We start from the raw sequence: 17,253 nt of genomic DNA, 5'->3' as shown, positions 1-17,253 counted from the left end.
GGGTGCACGACGCATTTGATGCAGGCTGATCTAAGCCGATGTGGGGACGGCCCGCCAGAGGGTTTCGAGATGCTCGCGCGCGTCTTCCAGATCACGGATGCGGGGCGCTCCCGAGTCGTCGGCCACCAGCAGCCCGAGCTTGCGCAAATGGCGGCAGCCGTCTTCGATGTCGAAGTCGCAATTAAGGGAGAACTCGGTCTTCAGAAACCTTTCCGCCTCGGCCTTCGTGGCCTCAAGGCCGAGCTGGCCGTAGCGCAGGAGAAGGGCGTAGGTCAGAACGGCCTCCTTGATGTCCTCTTCTTCCGCGTCGTCATTCAGCGCGGCAAGAACGCTCTGATTGCTGGCGATGTTGTGGAAGTAAAGGCTCTGCGCGAGCTTCGCCATGTATCGCGTGCGCGTGTTGAGGAAGCTCGTAAAGCTGCGGATGATCGCACCCACGGCGCCGGCAATGGTGAAGATGACGAAGAAGACGCTGATCGCGACCGCTGCCAGGAATTTGAGCACGGCCATGGTGATGGCGAAGAGCGTGCTGCCGCCTGAGCCGACCCAGAGCCACAGCTTGTCCAGAAGGTTGAACTTGATCTTCGCGTTCGGAAACAGGATTTCGATGTCGCTTTTGGGGATGAGCCGGAAAACCTTGAGATGCAGCGTCTTGTCCGAAACGCCTTGCAGCATCTTCTGGTTACGGATCTTCCGGACGCGCTTTTCGGCCTTCCGGCGGGAGACTTTATCGACGCGCATGATCTCTGCGATGCGCGTCTCCTCCGGTTTCAGCTTCAAGCCGATGAACAGACGCCGGTAGGCCTCCACTTCGACCTCGCGCTCGACGAGCCACGCCGTCTTCCACGAGGTTGCCTTGACCTTGACCCGGACATCGCCACGATAAAAGAGAAGATGAAAGTCGAACTCCTTCAGGTCGACTTCAGCGGCGAAGCCCTGATGATATTCCTTGCCGAGAATGGCTTCCAGTTCGTCCTGATCGATCTGAATGTAATTGGCCGCCGTCGCCGACTCGATGATCTTCTTCCTGAGCTTGTCCAGTTGCTGCTTGATGGCCTCCGGACTCGGCTCGCCGATATTGACGGTTTCATCGTCGGGATTGAATGGGTCGTAAAGTTCGACGAGCGTGTCGAGCGACCGCGCCGATTCGACCTGCCTCAGCGCGCAGATATGCTGGAAAACGTCACCGGCAAGCACGCGCTGGCCCGTGTCGAAAAGTTTGTCGAGCGCGCGGTTGATGATCTGGCTGCGATCCACGGAGATGAACTTTTCGGCCACCACTGACGGGATGGCCTGCCCCGGCACGGTGTCGATGCCCGTTTCCGTCTCGATCTGAACGGGCGGAGCCTTCGTCGCCATGCGATCCGCCTCCAGTTGCCCGTCCATCCGCTGCCCTCCGGTTGCAACCATTTGTTTACCCTTTTTCACGGTCGTCAGCAACACGACCGGGGGAAACCGCGAACGATCAATTGGCTGGACGGGTCGGTGGCGCTTTCCCGGCGGAACTTGCCGGCTTGGCCGGTTCGGCCGCTTTCGAGTTGGAGGCTTGCGGGTTCTCGACCACGGCGGCTGACGGAGCGACAGCATCCACGATGATCCCTTCAATGCGCCAGACGTTGCCTATTTTCAGGAACAGGAGGTCGTATTGGATTTGCAGCGGCTTGGTCGGGAAATCGCCGACGAGGCGAAGCTGGTTCTGCGGCGTGAGTTCGGGGTTCCTGGAAAGATTGGGAGTGAGAACGAGCGCGGGGCTGAGGTTTACGCCGCGGTTCCGCAGGTTGGAGAAGATCGCCGTGAGCTGGGCCTGATCGAAGCGCTCGCGGAATACCGGCGATCCGAGGTCGCGAAGCACGGAATAATTGCCTGTCTGGTTCGCGTGTTGCAGCGCCGCGATGGTCGACTTGATGAGGATGACGACTTCGAGCGTATCGATCGTCATCTTGGGCTGCTCGGCCTGTACGGGCGGCTTTGCGGCGGGCGCGGGGGCCTTGGTCTGCGCCGATGCAGCCGCGACAAAACCTGTGAGGCACGCAAGGCTCAGGCAGAGACGAAACAGGCTCACTCGCATGAGTTCCCTCACAAACATAAAAAGGTTGCCGCAACGCGCGGCAACCTTAAACGGCTTTCGATCTTTGAAATCAACCTACCAGGTGAATTGCACGCCCGCGCGGCCACCGACATTGCTGCGCTCGGTGCTGACACCCACGCCGCCGGTCAGCGAAACGCGCTCCCCCGCGCCGAGAAGGTTGTTGCCGAGCACGCCCTGCAGACCGACGCCGAACGCATTCGCGCCCTCGAAGTTGCCCCAGTTCACGGACACGCCGAACTTTTCACCGGCGATGAGATCGGGCGTCTGGATCGCCAGCGCGATGGCAACGCCGTCGCGCACGTCCTTGATGCGGTTGTTCAGGACCGCGTCGTTGTAATCGACATACGCCTTGTTGGCAGCGTCGGTGCCGAGGATTGGGGCACCTACACCCTCGACTCGGTTCCCATTAAAGTTGGCACTTTCAGTCACATAGAGGTTTTTAGTGTTCACATCCTTGGCGTTGACTTCCTTGGCGTTGACTTTAACAGCATCAACTTCGAAAGCTTTAACTTTCTTGGCGTCGACTTCCTTGGCCTCGACTTTCACTGCGTTGACTTTAACAGCATCAACTTCGAAAGCGTTGACTTTCTTGGCGTCGACTTCCTTGGCCTCGACCTTCACTGCGTCAACTTTGAAAGCATCAACTTCGAAAGCGTTGACTTTCTTGGCGTCGACTTCCTTGGCCTCGACCTTCACTGCGTCAACTTTGAAAGCATCAACTTCGAAAGCATTGACTTTTTTGGCGTCGACTTCCTTGGCCTCGACTTTCACTGCGTCGACTTTGAAAGCATCAACTTCGAAAGCGTTGACTTTCTTGGCGTCGACTTCCTTGGCCTCGACCTTCACTGCGTCAACTTTGAAAGCATCAACTTCGAAAGCATTAACTTTCTTGGCGTCGACTTCCTTGGCCTCGACTTTGACGGCGTCGACTTTCACGGCGTCAACTTTAACAGCATCAACTTCGAAAGCGCTAACTTTCTTGGCGTCGACTTCCTTGGCGGTGACTGTTTGAGCAACCTCAAGCGAGCCGCCAACGCTCGCGTCATCCTGCACAGTGAGCGAACCAGTTTTGGTGTTGCCGCCAACCTTCAAGCTGCCGGTGGTTTCGATGCCACTGCCTTTGATTGAAGTTGTCTTGGCGTTGCCGCCGCTGCCGCTGCTGAAGGTCAGGCCGGTCACGTCCTGCTGTTGCCCTCCAAGTACGTTAGTAGCAACTAGTTTGCCGTTATCGAGCCGAACAAACCCCTGATCTCCTACGCCCTGAACCGAAACGCTATCGGCAAATGCGGCGCCGCTTAACAAAGCGGCCATGCTGACGCCAGCTACCAATGCGGTGAAACCACTTTTGTAAATCATTGGGATGCCCCTCCCTGAAAAAACTCGAGAATATGGATGTCGACTCGAAACGTCCCAATCCAACCCAGGGGCAACCTTGCGAAATAAGTCAGACTTGCGCAAGGTCGACAAAACGCCTTGCAATTGAATCAGCCCTCATGATGCAATACCGCAACATCCCTTCGGGTGAGGCGCGCACCCGCATCGCCGCCATTGCGATCTCGTCATTTGAACCGGACGCGCCGCGTTCTGTATGATCGGGCGATTCGCGCCGGCCCCCTCACCGCGCCGGCCCCCATCAGCGGAAGAGCGAGACACATGAAGTCCATCGAACAGCGGATTGCGGAAGAACTTGGCGTGCGCCCGGCGCAGGTGCAGGCGGCGGTCGATCTCCTCGACGGCGGCTCGACGGTGCCGTTCATCGCGCGCTACCGCAAGGAAGCGACCGGCATGCTCGACGACGCGCAACTCCGTACGTTGGAAGAGCGGCTGCGCTATCTGCGCGAGATGGAAGACCGCCGCAAGGCCATCCTCGACAGCGTCCGGGAGCAGGGCAAGCTCGACGATGCGCTCGAAGCGCAGATCATGGCGGCGGATTCGAAGGCGCGGCTCGAAGACATCTACCTGCCTTACAAGCCGAAGCGGCGCACCAAGGCCCAGATCGCGAAGGAGGCGGGGCTTGAGCCTTTGGCCGACGCGCTGCTGGCCGATCCATCGAAGCTGCCGGACGCCATCGCGGCCACGTTCGTCAATGCCGAGAAGGGCGTGGGGGACGTGGCCGCGGCACTCGACGGGGCGCGCGCGATCCTCGTCGAGCGCTTCGCGGAAGACGCGGACCTGATCGGCGGCCTGCGCGAAGAGATGTGGGGGCGCGGACGCCTCGCGGCCAAGGCGAAGGACGACAAGAAGGACACGCCCGAAGCCGCGAAGTTCGCGGATTACTTCGACAAGGCCGAGCCGCTCGCCAAGATGCCGTCGCATCGCATCCTCGCGATGTTCCGCGGCGAGAAGGAAGGCTTCCTCGAACTGAATTTCGAGCCGGAAGATCCGGCGCAGGCCGCGCCCTCCGGCCCGTCGCTGTACGAGGCGCGCATCGCGCGGCGCTTCAACATCGCCGACAAGGGCCGCCCCGCCGACAAGTGGCTTAACGACACGGTGCGCTGGGCGTGGCGCACGCGCATTCAGGGCCATCTGTCCGTGGATCTTCGCATGCGGCTCTGGCAGGCGGCGGAGGACGAGGCGGTGAAGGTGTTCGCGGGCAACCTCCGCGACCTGCTTCTCGCCGCGCCCGCCGGAACGCGCGCCACCATGGGCCTCGATCCGGGATTTCGCACGGGCGTGAAGGTGGCCGTCGTGGATTCGACCGGCAAGGTTGCCGCGACGGCCACGATCTATCCGCACGAGCCGAAACGGCAGTGGACGGAGTCGCTCGCGATCCTCGGCCGCCTCTGCAAGGAGCATAAGGTCGACCTGATCGCCATCGGCAACGGCACCGCCTCGCGCGAGACGAACAAGCTCGCGGGCGAACTCGTGGCGCTCGCGCCCGAACTGAAGCTCACCAAGGTGATGGTTTCGGAGGCGGGCGCGTCCGTCTATTCCGCCAGCGCCTATGCGAGCGCGGAATTGCCCGACCTCGATGTGTCGCTTCGCGGCGCCGTGTCCATCGCGCGCCGCCTGCAGGACCCGCTCGCCGAACTCGTGAAAATCGACCCGAAGTCCATCGGCGTCGGCCAGTATCAGCACGACCTGTCGGAAACGAAGCTGTCGCGCTCGCTCGACGCTGTGGTGGAAGACTGCGTGAACGGCGTGGGCGTGGATCTCAACACGGCGTCGGTGCCGCTTCTCGCGCGCGTGTCGGGCATCAGCGAGAGCCTTGCGAAGAACATCGTTGCTTATCGCGATCAGAAGGGCGCGTTCAAGCGCCGCGCCGAGCTTCAGGAGGTGCCGCGCCTCGGCCCGAAAGCGTTCGAGCAGGCGGCGGGCTTCCTGCGCATTCCGAATGGCGACGACCCGCTGGACGCGTCGTCCGTACACCCCGAATCCTATCCGGTGGTGCGCAAGATCGTGTCGGTGGCGAAGGTGGACATCAAGACGCTCATCGGCAACGCGCCGGTGCTGCGCGGCCTCCAGCCGAAACAGTTCGCGGATGAGAAATTCGGCCTGCCGACCGTGACCGACATCCTTCGCGAGCTTGAAAAGCCCGGCCGCGACCCGCGCCCCGCCTTCAAGACCGCGACCTTCCAGGAGGGCGTGGAGAAGATCTCCGACCTGAAGCCCGGAATGGTGCTCGAAGGCGTGGTGACGAATGTGGCCGCGTTCGGCGCATTCATCGACATCGGCGTGCATCAGGACGGGCTGGCGCATGTCTCCGCGCTGTCGAAGACCTTCGTGAAAGACCCGCGCGACGTGGTAAAGCCGGGCGACGTCGTGCGCGTGAAGGTCCTGGAGGTGGATGCGCCGAGGAAGCGCATTTCTCTGACGCTGCGCCTCGACGATCCGATCGGCGCCGAGGCCGCGCGCCCGCAGGGCGGCGGGCAGCGCCCCCCCGCGCCGAAGAAGATGACCGCCGCGCCGAAGGGCGGGCGGCCAGAAGCGGGCGGCGGCGCGTTCGCGGACGCCTTCCGCAAGGCCGGGCTTGCCGGGCGGAAGTAGCAAATTCCGGCGTCATCGCAACGGATCGAAGACTGATCTGAGCGGTGACGCCGTCGAAAGTTCGACGCCACAATCGGCCCCGATCGAGCCTCCTGGGCGGGAAATCAAGTCTAGTGGAGCGAATTTGACATTTGAGTCCCGGTGGCTGCGAGCTTTCGCTCAAATGTCAAATTCAAAAGCTCCACGAGAATCATGATGTTGCTAGTGGTCCTTTCGATTCCGACATTTGCTCGCAAGCGTGCTGCAAACGGATGCAAATGTCGGAATCGGACCACTAGCTGGCGCGCCTTGTTTGCGACCGGCGATACTGTCTCAAGGAAACGGCCGACAAGCCGGGTGCCTGATCCCGCTGTATCGCCACTTTCCAGGACGTATTTCCCCTGATCTCCTCGCATGGCAAAAGGTACTTCTGCCAGTCGGACGCGTGCTTTTTTTGATAGAACCCGGTTGGCGTCGGGCAAGTGAGTATCTTGTCGCCGGTGCGCAATTCTTTCACCAGCGCGCTCGGGGCGCCGACATCGATTGCGATCTCAAGCTGGGCGCGCATCCGATCCCGGCTGTTGATCCATGCGACGGTGACCTGACCCGTTTCGTCGACCAGCATCAGGCCCGGCGGCGATGGCAGGAGATAATGCTCGACCGCACCGATGCGCTCGGCGAACTTGCGGTACCAGTTCGCAATTGCCGGATCGTCGAGAAACGCCGTGTCCTCAAGCTTTGCGATAGGGTCCAGCGGCGCGGTGATGTCCTTGAAGTAGCGATGCTGAAGCTCTCCGATGATACGCCTCAGCTTCTCGGGCAGGTCTGGGTCTTGCTTGACCAAAAACAAGTTGATCAAGCCTTCGTTGAAGGCGGCGACCGCCGTCGAATCCCCGGTCTTGCCGGTAAGCAGCACCTTCTTGACCGGCAGGTGCTTGATCTTCCGGAGGAGTTCGACGCCTGTCATGCTCGGCATGGCAAAATCGACCACCACAACGGAAACACGTGAAAAGCGCGCGGGATCTCGCGCCATTGCGGCGATGCGCGATGCCGGCAGGCGAATGATGGGATCGGCAGTCTCCCCTTCGTCGACAGGGGCACGATTGGCTTCTTCGATGGTCAAGCCTGTCCGCTCCGCATCCTTCAGGAGGCGCTCAATGGCTTGCTCCAGACGATGCTCGGTTGCACACAGCGTAACATCGGCATAATTGTAGTCGAAGCTGTCGAGATAGAGCCGATCATCATCGATGACCAGGCATGTCGTCGGGTGGTAGAGCGGCAGCAAGGTGCTCATGAGTCCGGTCCTGATCCTGATGCCACGGCGCTCGCAATGTATTTTGCGCTGCTTGGAATAGGTCTTTATAATTTCCGCTCGCTATATCGTGCAAGTGAAAGTTCACACCGTGCGGCTTGGTATTATGATTAAACGCCTGAGGGGGCGGGCATTGCTCGTCAAATTGCGCTTCCTTGCGCGCCGTCTCCGTGTCGCTTATGTCGAGCATCATGCTGTTGCAGCGTACAAATTGCCCGCCACCGGGTTGCTCGGTGCTATTGCCTTCCCTTTTTATTATTGTATGTGGACGTATGTTTTTCCTCAACCTTACGAGAGCTTGCCGTTGAGGGCAGCAGGGGTGGCGCTTTGCATACCAATGGCTCTCCGAAGCTATTGGCCGCATCGCTTTATATCATATTACCTCGCCTATTGTTATTGGGCAATATTATTGGCGGGACCTGCATTCTTCACGCTGATGTTGCTCTTGAACGGCGTCAACAGCGTCTGGTTGATGTCGTACACCGCGATAATCGTATTCACGTTTTTGCTTTACGATCTTGCCAACGGTGTCTTTGTCTCCATTGTAGGTGCGCTGATCGGGCTGATCGGCTACTGGCTGATGTCAGGAGGAACTGAAGTCCCCACCGAATATCTGCTCGTCCTGCCTGTTTACGGCTTCATCCTGAGCGCGGTGGTCTTCCTCTCTCACAATGAACGAGTCATCTCTCGTGACAAGCTCATAGCGGCACGCGCTCTTGCGAGCAGCATCGCGCATGAAATGCGCACGCCACTTCTCGGCATCCGGCTCGACGCCAACAAGACCAGCGACCACCTCGGGCGGCTGAGCGCGGTCAATCAGTGGGCGAAAGAGCGCGGCTGCGACGACAGCCTGAGTGATCGCGAGATCGCTGCGCTGAGCAGTGCTCTGCAACGCATCGATAAACATGCCGTCGCCGCAAACCTTGTCATCGATATGCTTCTCACGAATCTGAAGGATGAGAGCTATTCACAAGAACGCATGAAATTCCATGCCGTCGCCAGCACCATCGACGAAGCGATCAACCGCTTTCAGTTCCGTCCCGGGGAACGCGAAATGATCAATATCAGCATCTGCGACAATTTCACGTATCGCGGTGTCGAGGTGCTGATGGTCCACGTCATCATCAACCTCATCAAGAATGCGCTCCGCGAGATCGCGTCATCGGGTGAAGGACAGATCGTCATAGAAGCAAAAACGACGCCTGCCGGTCATCTGCTTTCGATAAGCGACAACGGCCGCGGTCTCGACCCATCGATATTGCCTTATATCTTCGTACCGTTCGTGACCGGCCACGCTGAAACCGGCGGCACCGGCATCGGCTTATCCTTCTGCCGCCGCGTCGTCGAAGGTTTCGACGGCAGCATCCTCTGTTTATCAGAGCCCGGCAAAGGCACCACGTTCGAAATCAGGCTTCCCATCGTCGAAGCAAAAGCGCTGGACGCGGCTTATGCCGCGTCCAGCTTGTCACGCTGCGGTCAGGCCGCAAGTGCGACCGAAGGACGGGCCCCGCGAGCCTGACGGCCCCGGCGCCGTGTAGACGGCCACGATGCCAGCCCCACTTCGTCCCTGATTTCCGCGCACACTTCCAACACGCGATCAAGCTCCCCTTGGGTGAGGCTGCAATTCACCGTGAAGCGGATGATGCAGCGCTTCGTGGGCGTGGCCGGCGGCAGGAAGATCGCCCCGAAGACATCGCGTTTTTCCAAAGCATCGCGCAGCTTGACGGTCGGGAGGATCTCTCCCGCTTCAAGCGCTATGATCTGGGACTTGGACAGATCGACGTTGTAACCCAGGTCATCGAGGCCCTGGATGAGGTAACGATGATTGCTGTGGAGGAGACGCTGCCGCGAAGGTTCGTTGGCAAAAATGTCGAGGGCGGCATTATAGCCAGCCACCTCATGCGCCAGCACCTGGGTGCTGAAGATGACCGGTAGCGATTCGTAGCGCAGGAACTCGGCGTTGCGCTGCGAGCATATGACCAGGCCGCCGCGACTCGCCACGGCCTTGGACAAGCCAACAGTCCGAAAGTGAACGCGGTGGCTGAGACCGCGAGCCGCGACAAGACCGGCGCCGTCGGGTCCGTGCGTGCCGAAGGAATGCGTCTCGTCGACGATCAGCGCGCAGCCGCGCCGTTCGGCGACCTCGACGATGTCATCGAGCACGGCAATGTTGCCATCGATGCTGTAGAGGGCATCGATCGCGATGACGCCGGGGCCGAACTTTCTGATCAGGCGATCCAGATGCTCAGGATCGTTGTGGCGGAACGGCGTGGGCGTGGCCCCCGCGCTCTTCACCCCTTCCCAAAGCGACAAGTGCGCCTTGATGTCGAGATACACGGGCGTTTCCGGCCGGCAAATCGACTGGATCAGGCCGACATTGGCGCAATAGCCCGAATTCGCGAGAACCGCGGCTTCCGCCCCCATCAGCCGCGCCACGCGCTGTTCGAAGGCATTGAGACCGTCCGTTTCATGATGAACGAACGTTCGCGATACCGAGTCACCGTGACCGGCGGCTTGCAAGGCTCGGATTTCCGCCTCGATCACGCGGCGGTCGGAGGCGATGGACAGGTAGTCGTTGCTGCGCAGCTTGATCGCGGACCGCCCGGGGCTCATGCCCTTCAGCGGATGCACACCCTTCCAGGTCTCGCCGACACGGTCTCGATAATAGCATTCAACCCGATCAAACAAGAACTTGGGGTCAGCAGGAAGCCGCGTTTGCTGGAAATGAATCGTCATGTGTATGTTCCTTGTAAGCGTTACAGACAAGGAACAGAATAGCACTAAGCTGAGGTCAGGATTCGGCGGTCAAATCACATACCGACAACATCCAATGACATATCAACCGGCGTATAATTTTCTTGACTGATCGAGAAAAAAGCGGTTCGGCTTGGTCGATGGTCTACCACGGTAATTTATTCCTAACTATTGCAGGGGCTTCAGAAAATAATCACCGCGAGAACGCGTATGAAGCCGGTTGTGCAACTTCCCGGATCGACGTTCATCGGACTTCGCGCCGTTTCCGCCGATCTCGCGCGGGCTATTAGCGGCCTCGGTGTCCACGCGGCTTACGGCTCCGGCGCGTCTGCGCTTCTCTTTAACTCGCAAGTTCGCTCTCGCTCTTTTGTATTACTTCAATTCCAGGATGGGAGCGGTTCGCTCGCCCCGGAATTGCTTCAGGAAGCGCCCGTCTTCGCCAAAGCCTGCGGCGCAGCGGGAGCAGCGCTCCGCGTCGTCAGCAGCAACCCCGCTCCGATAATCGCGGCGCCGACGAAGGCGCGCGGTTCGAGCGGCGAGCCAAGCGCGATATTCGACAGGATCACCACCCAAAACGGGTTCAGCAGGTGATAGGACGCCGCGCTCGCCGCTCCGCTCCAGCGGATGAGGAGAAGCCAGAGCACCGTCCCGCCGATGCTCACGATGACGGTGAGATAGAGGATCGCAAGCGCCGCGGAGATCGTGATGGTCGGCGTCGGCACGCCTTTCACGGCAAGCACGGGCAGGAGCGCGAGCGCGCCCGCCGTCGATTGCCAGAAATTGAGTGGGAGCACGGGAAGCCCCGTCGCACGTCCGCGAAACATCACGGTGGCAATCGCGAAAGCGGTCGTGCCGCCGACCGCGAGCGCAACGCCGACGGCATCGCCCGAACTAATGTCGAAGCCGATGATGACGATCACGCCCGCAAAGCCGATCAGCACGCCCAGCGTCTTGATCGGGTCGAACCGCTCCTGCCTGAGCGCCGCGGAAAACAGGATCGCGAGGAACGGGGCGCAACTCACGATCACGCCCACCACGGCGGCCGAAGTGAAGGCGAGGGCGGAGAAATTCAGGCCGAGATAAACCGCGTTGTTCAGCAGGCCGAAGATGAGGCCCGTCTTCACGATGCGGGTGTTCCACGCCACCCCGTTCACGAGGCAGAACGGCGCCATGATCGCGGCGCTCAGCGCGAAGCGGATCACCAGCGTCAGCACGGGGTCTACATCGCGCACGGCAATTTTGCCCGCCACGAAGGCGGAACTCCAGATCAGGCTGAAAAGGAGCACGAAGGCGATGAGGGCAGGGCGCGATATCTGTGTCATGAGCGAAGGATCGCAGGCCAAATGCTCATTGCAAAATTAATAATGACGACGCAATAATAAGCGCAATTGATATGTGCTCGCGGCGTTGGGCCTTGCTTGAGCCAGGCGCGTCGGGAAACAGCGAAGGAATCGCACCTTGGCCAATATCGCCGATACCGCGGCAACCCTTACCGACCGCCGCATCACGCTCGAACAGCTGCGCGCCTTCGTGATGGTGGCGGAAGGCGGCAGCTTCGCCGGCGCGAGCCTCGATCTCGGGCGCACGCAATCCGCCGTGACGCAAAGCCTGAAGAAGCTGGAACAGATCCTCGATTGCGTGCTTCTGGAGCGTCGCCAGGGGCATTTCGCCGGGCTTACGCTTGAGGGCGCGCGGTTCCTGCCGATGGCGAAGGAAATTCTCGCCCGCCTCTCCGACGCGGTCGGCTCGTTTCAGCGTCCGCCGCTGGCCGGGCGCATCAGGCTTGGCGTGCCCGACGATTTCGACGTGCTGGACATCCACGGCGTCCTCTCGCGCTGCCTCGACATGAACCCGGACCTTCGTATCGAGGTGACGTCCGCCATGTCCGCCGCCGTCGTTGACATGTTCAATGCGGGCGAAATCGACGTCGCGCTGCTCAACCGCGCGCGCGGCGAAAGCCCGAATGTCGGCGGCGCGCCGCGAAAGGTGCTGCGCAGCGAGCCGCTGTTCTGGGTCGGCCGCGAGAAAACGCCGCTCGGCCAGTTGTCAACGGTGCCGCTGGTCGGCTTCCCCGACGGCTGCACCTACCGCAAGACGATGCTGCTCGCCATGCAGCGCGCGGGCAGACCTTGCTACCTCGCCTACACAAGCTCGTCTTACGAGAACATCCGCAAGGCGGTTTCGGCGGGGCTCGGCATCGCGGTGCTGCCGCGCGGCTCGGTCGGTCGCGATCACGCGATCCTCGGCGCGGAGGAGGGGTTTCCGCCGCTGCCGGAAGCGGAACTCGTCATGGTCGCGAACGCGCGCGACGAGCTTTACCGCAAGTTCGCGGCTTTCCTCGAACGCTCGCCGAGCGTCGCCGACGCCGTGCAGCGGCTTGGGATGGTAGCCTAGGTGGATGGCATTATTTTGTGTAGCTACGAAAGCTGTTGCCGCTTTGAAGTAGAGCACCCTTCTTTCATTTCTTTTTGTATCGAATCGATTTATTCTGGTTGTTATTCTGGAACATGTCTCCAGTGTAATCTTCCCAAGTATTATAGTTGCCGACGCACAGCCTCTCTGGATAATCCCTTGCTTCCAATTCCCTCTCCAACTCGTTATTACGCTTATAGGCCGCCGCAATCCCGTCTTCCAAGCTACTGATCTTTCTTGAAATTTTATTCAAGATTGATATATCTCGATGGCAAGTGGACCTAATTTGAATTATAATATCCTTATTTTTCTGACCTAATATACGCGTTATTATATCGACTAGTTCGATGAGATTTTTATATTTTCCAGCAAAAACTTTTACGGCTTCTGATAAATTATTTCTTTCCATGTTATTTGGAAGATTATTTTCAATTTTTTCTATAAATTTAGACGCTTCGTGCATTTCCGCTTTCGTCTTTAATAGTTCGTTTCCGATATGGACTCCGTCCTCTCCGGCCATCCGCTTAATAGAATTCAGTGATTCCAATATGCGCATCTCTAATACTTTTATCTCTTGCCGTAAACCTGCCTCAGTTAAAGATCCCTGTTTAAATAGATCGAATTGACGATCCTCAAATTTTTTGAATTCCTCGATGATGCGTTTTTCATCGAGTCGCTTTTCGATATCTTCAGCAACTGATACGTATCCCAAGGCATCCTCCTAAGGGGTAAAGTAGCTAATCATAAAATTTGATAATCGATAAACCATAAGCGAAGCTGATCGTGATCATACCGCTCAGCTCTGCAAATGGCCTCGTCGTCTCCCCACCCACCCCGAGCGAAACGCCGCAAGCGGCGTTATTCCCCTCCGCCGCGTCTCCTGATAAAACAGCCGCTTCATCTCCCGGATTGCGAGAGGAATGGCCTTGCTGGAACGCTGGTCGAGTTCAGCGCTGGAAACGTGGGCGCGCGCGCAGGACACCGCCGCCCAGATGTTCGCGCCGTCCGTGCGGCTCGGCGTGACCGGGCTGTCGCGCTCCGGCAAGACGGTGTTCATCACCTCGCTCGTGCATAATCTCATGGCGGGCAACGCCCTGCCGTTCTTCGAGCCGCTGGCGCAGAAGCGCATCCTGCGCACCTATCTCGAACCGCAGCCGGACGACGCGGTGCCGCGCTTCGATTACGAGGGCAATCTCGCGAAGCTCACCGCCGCCGAGCCGGAATGGCCGGAGGGCACGCGACAGATCAGCGAACTTCGCCTCACGTTCGAATATGCGCCGGGCGCGATGATGCGGCGCGCGCTTGGCGCAACGCGGCTGATGCATCTCGACATCGTGGATTACCCCGGCGAATGGCTGCTCGACTTGCCGCTGCTCGACCTCTCCTTTGAGGAATGGTCGCGGCAATCCATCGCCATGGCGCGCGAGGCGAGCCGCGAACCGGCGGCGAAGGAGTGGCTCGCCTTCCTCGGCAACACGAACCCGCTTCAGAAGAAGAACGAGCAGACCGCGAAACAGGGCGCGGAGATTTTCACGCAATATCTGCGCAAATGCCGCGACGACGCGCTGTCCTTCTCCAGCCTCACGCCGGGCCGCTTCCTCATGCCGGGCGATCTCGCGGGCTCGCCCGCCTTCACCTTCTTCCCGCTCCAAGCGCCGGACGGCTCGACGCCGCCCGACAACAGCCTTTGGGCGATGATGTCGCGGCGCTTCCGCTCCTACAAGCGGCACGTCATCCAGCCGTTCTACCGCGATCACTTCGCGCGGCTCGACCGCCAGATCGTGCTGGCCGACGTGCTGACGGTGGTCAACGCGGGCGCGGATGCCGTCGCCGACCTCGAACGCGCGATGACCGACATCCTCGGCTGCTTCCGTCACGGCCAGAACCCGTGGCATGCCATGTTCAGCGGGCGGCGGATCGACCGCATCGTGTTCGCCGCGACGAAGGCGGATCACCTGCACCACACGAACCACGACCGGCTTGAGGCGATCCTCGGCCTCATCGCGAAGAAAAGCGCTGCGCGGGCGAATTTCAGCGGCGCGGAGGTGAAGGCGTTCGCGCTCGCGAGCGTCCGCGCCACGGGCGAGGCGGAAGCGCGGCAGGGCAACGACCGGCTGCCATGCATCGTCGGCGTGCCGCTGAAAGGCGAGCGCCTCGGCGCCCGCGTCTTCGACGGCAAGGAGCAACTTGCGATCTTTCCCGGCGACCTGCCGGAAGATCCGGCGCTCGCGTTGTCGCCCGAATGGCTGAAGATGGGGCATTCGGCGGCGCATTTCGTGCGTTTCCGGCCGCAACGCCAGCGCGCGCTCGGCTTCGGCGAAAGCCCGGTGCTGTCTCACATCCGGCTCGACCGCGCGTTGAACTTCCTTATCGGCGATAAACTCTCATGACCGGCGAACCGAAAGGCCGCGCGCCCGCGGCATTCAATCTCGACGATCCCAGGCTCTCGGCGGATCTGCCGCTGCGGGATGAAGCGCCCGCGCCCGGGCCGGATGCGCCAAAAGCGCCGCATGCATCGTCGCGCGTGGAACCCGAACAGAACCGCCCCGCTGCCGCCGCCTCGCAGGGCGCACAGCCGGGCGCGAAGCCGCGCGTTGCCGGGCCGCAGCCGAACGCGGCGGCGCCCGCCCCGGCTCCCTTGGATCAGCCTTCCGCAACAACGGCGGAGCCGCCCGAGAAGGCAATCTCGCGTACGCGGAAGTGGGGCGGCCTCTTCCTGTCGGCTGTCGGCGGGCTCGTCGTGCTCGCCGTCCTCATCTGGGTGCAGGACACATTCCTGACGCTTCTCGGACGCCAAGACTGGATCGGCTGGGCAGCAACGATCCTGCTGGCGGTCGCCGTCTTCTCCTTCGCCATGATCCTCGCGCGCGAAATCGGGGGACTTGCCCGGCTGTCGGCCATGACGACGGTCCGCAAGCGCGCCGACTCAGCGCTCATGGTCGAAGACACGAAGCAGGCGCGCGTCGCGGCAGGCGAAATCCGCGCGATCTTCGCCGAACGGCGCGAACTCGCCGACGGCCTCGCGCGGCTCAAGAAGCACGAGCGCGACATCATGGACGCGAAGCAGGTTCTGAGCCTGACGGAGCGCGAGCTGCTGGTGCCGCTCGACAAGCTCGCGCGCGTCACCATCGGCTCGTCGGGCCGCCGCGTGCTGACCGTGACGACGCTGTCGCCCGCCGCGATCATCTCGGTCGGTTTCGTCGCCTACGAAAATTTCCGCATGCTCCGAAACCTCGCCTCGATCTATGGCGGCCGGCCCGGCTTCTTCGCGATCCTGAAACTGATGCGGCTGATCGCGGGGCACCTCGCGCTCACGGGCGGCATCGCGTTTACCGACGACATCCTGTCTCAGGTACTCGGCCACGGACTGACCGCGCGCGTCTCGAAGCGCCTTGGTGAGGGTCTCATCAACGGCGGCTTCACTATGCGCATCGGCCTCGCGGCGGTGGAGGTGCTGCGGCCGCTGCCCTATGTGGAGGCGAAGCAGCCGCGCTTCCGCGAGTTCGTGTCCGAGTTCCTGAAGGTCGGGCACCGCTTCGCGGGGGAGATCACGCCGGAAGGGAAAGAACGAGGGCGAGGCTGAATGCCGCGATGAAAACGCTCGCGCAGGCGGCCAAAGCCAGAGGGCGCAGACCCTTCGCCGCGAGCTTGCGGAAACTCGTTTCCAGCCCCATCGCGCCGAGCGCCATGGTCAGCAGTACCATCGTCAGCGTGGCGAAACCGCCCCGCACCTCCGCCGGAATATCCACTACGCTGTTGAAGAGCGTGAGGGCAACGAAGCCGAGCACGAACCAGGGCATCGGCACCGAGGCGCGCGCGCCATCTTCGCCCGCCGAGGCGCGCCGCGAGGCGATGAAACCGAGCGTCAGAACGAGAGGAGCCAGCATCATCACGCGGCTCAGCTTGGCTATGGTTCCATACTCGCCCGCTTGCTGGCCGGACTGGAACGTGGCGGCGACCACCTGGGCGATCTCGTGGATCGACGCGCCCGCCCATAGGCCATAGCCCTGAGGACCCAGGCCGAGCATCGCAGGCAGCATTGGATAAACGAACATTGCGATGGAGCCGAACAACGTGACGCAGGCGACCGCGTAGGCCACGTCTTCGTCATGCGCGTTCGTGACCGTGTTCGTGGCTATGACCGCCGAAGCGCCACAAATAGAAGTGCCCGCCGCGATCAGTTCGGCGAGCTTCCGCTCCACGCCGAGCATGCGGCCAAGCCATTTCGTGAAGACAAACGTCGCGACGAGCGATGCTGCTATGATCGCGACACCGGCACCGCCAACTGCCGCGAGCTGACCGACCGTGAGTTGAAGGCCGAGAAGCACGATGCCTATGCGCAGCAGCTTGCGCATGGAAAACAGCACACCTTCCCTTGCCCGCGATGGCGTACCGAACAGATTGTGAAACGCCATACCGAGCACGATGGCGAGAATCAGCGGGCTGAAGGTTTTGACGCCCGGAATTTCCCGCAGCGCAAAGGACGCGCCCGTGATCGTTCCGACGAGGAACAACCCCGGCCAGATGGTTTGACCGGCGTGATGCCGGAGGCTGCGGTGCAAGCGATGAAAGCGACGAGCTTTGCGCAAATCGCCTTCATCTTGAAATACAGTTTCGATATTCGCCACAATTGACCTCAGGAGTTTCCTTAATGGTCGCTCATGCGAAATGATCGTTCCAACAAATTGTTGGCGTCGTTTTGATCTGAAAATGAGAACGA

The 17,253-nt window shown here is 60.8% G+C and carries 14 protein-coding genes; 7 read left to right on the top strand and 7 right to left on the bottom strand.

Going from position 1 to position 17,253, the window contains the following annotated elements; translation table 11 throughout:
• Positions 1-30 precede the first annotated feature (30 nt).
• Both QM659_RS09800 and QM659_RS09795 read right to left on the bottom strand, forming a co-directional pair.
• Positions 31-1,386, bottom strand: a complete 1,356-nt coding sequence (locus tag QM659_RS09800; protein ID WP_303483020.1) for a TMEM143 family protein — start codon at positions 1,384-1,386, stop codon at positions 31-33.
• Between the two features lie 79 nt (positions 1,387-1,465).
• Positions 1,466-2,068, bottom strand: a complete 603-nt coding sequence (locus tag QM659_RS09795) for a hypothetical protein (RefSeq protein WP_303483022.1) — start codon at positions 2,066-2,068, stop codon at positions 1,466-1,468.
• Between the two features lie 87 nt (positions 2,069-2,155).
• On the opposite strand from QM659_RS09795, the gene QM659_RS09790 reads away from it, so the two are divergent.
• The gene (locus QM659_RS09790) at positions 2,156-3,217 is read left to right on the top strand and encodes a pentapeptide repeat-containing protein (protein WP_415188285.1); all 1,062 of its coding nucleotides are present in this window, start codon (positions 2,156-2,158) and stop codon (positions 3,215-3,217) included.
• Positions 3,218-3,742: 525 nt separating this feature from the next.
• Positions 3,743-6,076, top strand: coding sequence for a Tex family protein (locus QM659_RS09785; RefSeq protein ID WP_415188284.1), 2,334 nt, complete (start codon positions 3,743-3,745; stop codon positions 6,074-6,076).
• 274 nt (positions 6,077-6,350) lie between these two features.
• On the opposite strand, the gene QM659_RS09780 is transcribed toward QM659_RS09785, so the two are convergent.
• A complete protein-coding gene (locus QM659_RS09780) occupies positions 6,351-7,349 on the bottom strand; it encodes a response regulator (protein WP_415188283.1) in 999 nt (332 codons plus the stop codon).
• Positions 7,350-7,473: 124 nt separating this feature from the next.
• Between QM659_RS09780 and QM659_RS09775 the strand changes: the two genes are divergently transcribed.
• Positions 7,474-8,886, top strand: coding sequence for a sensor histidine kinase (locus QM659_RS09775; protein ID WP_415188282.1), 1,413 nt, complete (start codon positions 7,474-7,476; stop codon positions 8,884-8,886).
• Here QM659_RS09775 and cqsA read toward each other — a convergent pair.
• Together cqsA and QM659_RS09765 are read right to left on the bottom strand one after the other, a co-directional pair.
• Complete coding sequence (cqsA, locus tag QM659_RS09770) at positions 8,844-10,103, bottom strand: alpha-hydroxyketone-type quorum-sensing autoinducer synthase (protein WP_415188281.1); 1,260 nt, start codon at positions 10,101-10,103, stop codon at positions 8,844-8,846. The two genes, QM659_RS09775 and cqsA, sit on opposite strands and share 43 nt — an antisense overlap.
• 437 nt (positions 10,104-10,540) lie before the next feature.
• The gene (locus QM659_RS09765) at positions 10,541-11,443 is read right to left on the bottom strand and encodes a DMT family transporter (RefSeq protein ID WP_415188280.1); all 903 of its coding nucleotides are present in this window, start codon (positions 11,441-11,443) and stop codon (positions 10,541-10,543) included.
• Positions 11,444-11,579: 136 nt separating this feature from the next.
• On the opposite strand from QM659_RS09765, the gene QM659_RS09760 reads away from it, so the two are divergent.
• Positions 11,580-12,515 carry a LysR substrate-binding domain-containing protein gene (locus QM659_RS09760; protein WP_415188279.1) on the top strand — a complete coding sequence of 312 codons (936 nt, stop codon included), beginning with the start codon at positions 11,580-11,582 and terminating at the stop codon, positions 12,513-12,515.
• Positions 12,516-12,579: 64 nt separating this feature from the next.
• Here the strand turns inward: QM659_RS09760 and QM659_RS09755 are convergent, their stop codons facing one another.
• On the bottom strand, positions 12,580-13,245 hold the full coding sequence (locus tag QM659_RS09755; protein ID WP_415188278.1) for a hypothetical protein: 666 nt from the start codon (positions 13,243-13,245) through the stop codon (positions 12,580-12,582).
• Between the two features lie 208 nt (positions 13,246-13,453).
• Between QM659_RS09755 and QM659_RS09750 the strand changes: the two genes are divergently transcribed.
• On the top strand, positions 13,454-14,923 hold the full coding sequence (locus tag QM659_RS09750) for a YcjX family protein (protein ID WP_415188277.1): 1,470 nt from the start codon (positions 13,454-13,456) through the stop codon (positions 14,921-14,923).
• Complete coding sequence (locus QM659_RS09745) at positions 14,920-16,116, top strand: YcjF family protein (RefSeq protein WP_415188276.1); 1,197 nt, start codon at positions 14,920-14,922, stop codon at positions 16,114-16,116. The genes QM659_RS09750 and QM659_RS09745 overlap by 4 nt, the downstream gene beginning before the upstream one ends.
• Here QM659_RS09745 and QM659_RS09740 read toward each other — a convergent pair.
• A complete protein-coding gene (locus QM659_RS09740; RefSeq protein WP_415188304.1) occupies positions 16,082-17,047 on the bottom strand; it encodes a YeiH family protein in 966 nt (321 codons plus the stop codon). The two genes, QM659_RS09745 and QM659_RS09740, sit on opposite strands and share 35 nt — an antisense overlap.
• On the opposite strand from QM659_RS09740, the gene QM659_RS09735 reads away from it, so the two are divergent.
• Positions 16,937-17,167 (top strand): hypothetical protein, encoded by a 231-nt coding sequence (locus QM659_RS09735; RefSeq protein WP_415188307.1) that lies wholly within the window; start codon positions 16,937-16,939, stop codon positions 17,165-17,167. The genes QM659_RS09740 and QM659_RS09735 overlap by 111 nt on opposite strands.
• Positions 17,168-17,253 lie beyond the last annotated feature (86 nt).

Source organism: Rhodomicrobium sp., from assembly GCF_047605405.1.
Lineage (GTDB): Bacteria > Pseudomonadota > Alphaproteobacteria > Rhizobiales > Rhodomicrobiaceae > Rhodomicrobium > Rhodomicrobium lacus.
The sequence above is the reverse complement of the archived record's forward strand: the minus strand, read 5'-3'. Positions and strand labels throughout refer to the sequence as shown.

Excerpts from the sequence above, each read along its gene's own strand:
- QM659_RS09800 (WP_303483020.1), bottom strand. The coding sequence starts at position 1,386 with ATGGACGGGCAACTGGAGGCGGATCGCATGGCGACGAAGGCTCCGCCC.
- QM659_RS09780 (WP_415188283.1), bottom strand. The coding sequence starts at position 7,349 with ATGAGCACCTTGCTGCCGCTCTACCACCCGACGACATGCCTGGTCATC.
- QM659_RS09750 (WP_415188277.1), top strand. The coding sequence starts at position 13,454 with ATGGCCTTGCTGGAACGCTGGTCGAGTTCAGCGCTGGAAACGTGGGCG.
- cqsA (WP_415188281.1), bottom strand. The coding sequence starts at position 10,103 with ATGACGATTCATTTCCAGCAAACGCGGCTTCCTGCTGACCCCAAGTTC.
- QM659_RS09785 (WP_415188284.1), top strand. The coding sequence starts at position 3,743 with ATGAAGTCCATCGAACAGCGGATTGCGGAAGAACTTGGCGTGCGCCCG.
- QM659_RS09745 (WP_415188276.1), top strand. The coding sequence starts at position 14,920 with ATGACCGGCGAACCGAAAGGCCGCGCGCCCGCGGCATTCAATCTCGAC.
- QM659_RS09775 (WP_415188282.1), top strand. The coding sequence starts at position 7,474 with ATGATTAAACGCCTGAGGGGGCGGGCATTGCTCGTCAAATTGCGCTTC.
- QM659_RS09765 (WP_415188280.1), bottom strand. The coding sequence starts at position 11,443 with ATGACACAGATATCGCGCCCTGCCCTCATCGCCTTCGTGCTCCTTTTC.
- QM659_RS09795 (WP_303483022.1), bottom strand. The coding sequence starts at position 2,068 with ATGCGAGTGAGCCTGTTTCGTCTCTGCCTGAGCCTTGCGTGCCTCACA.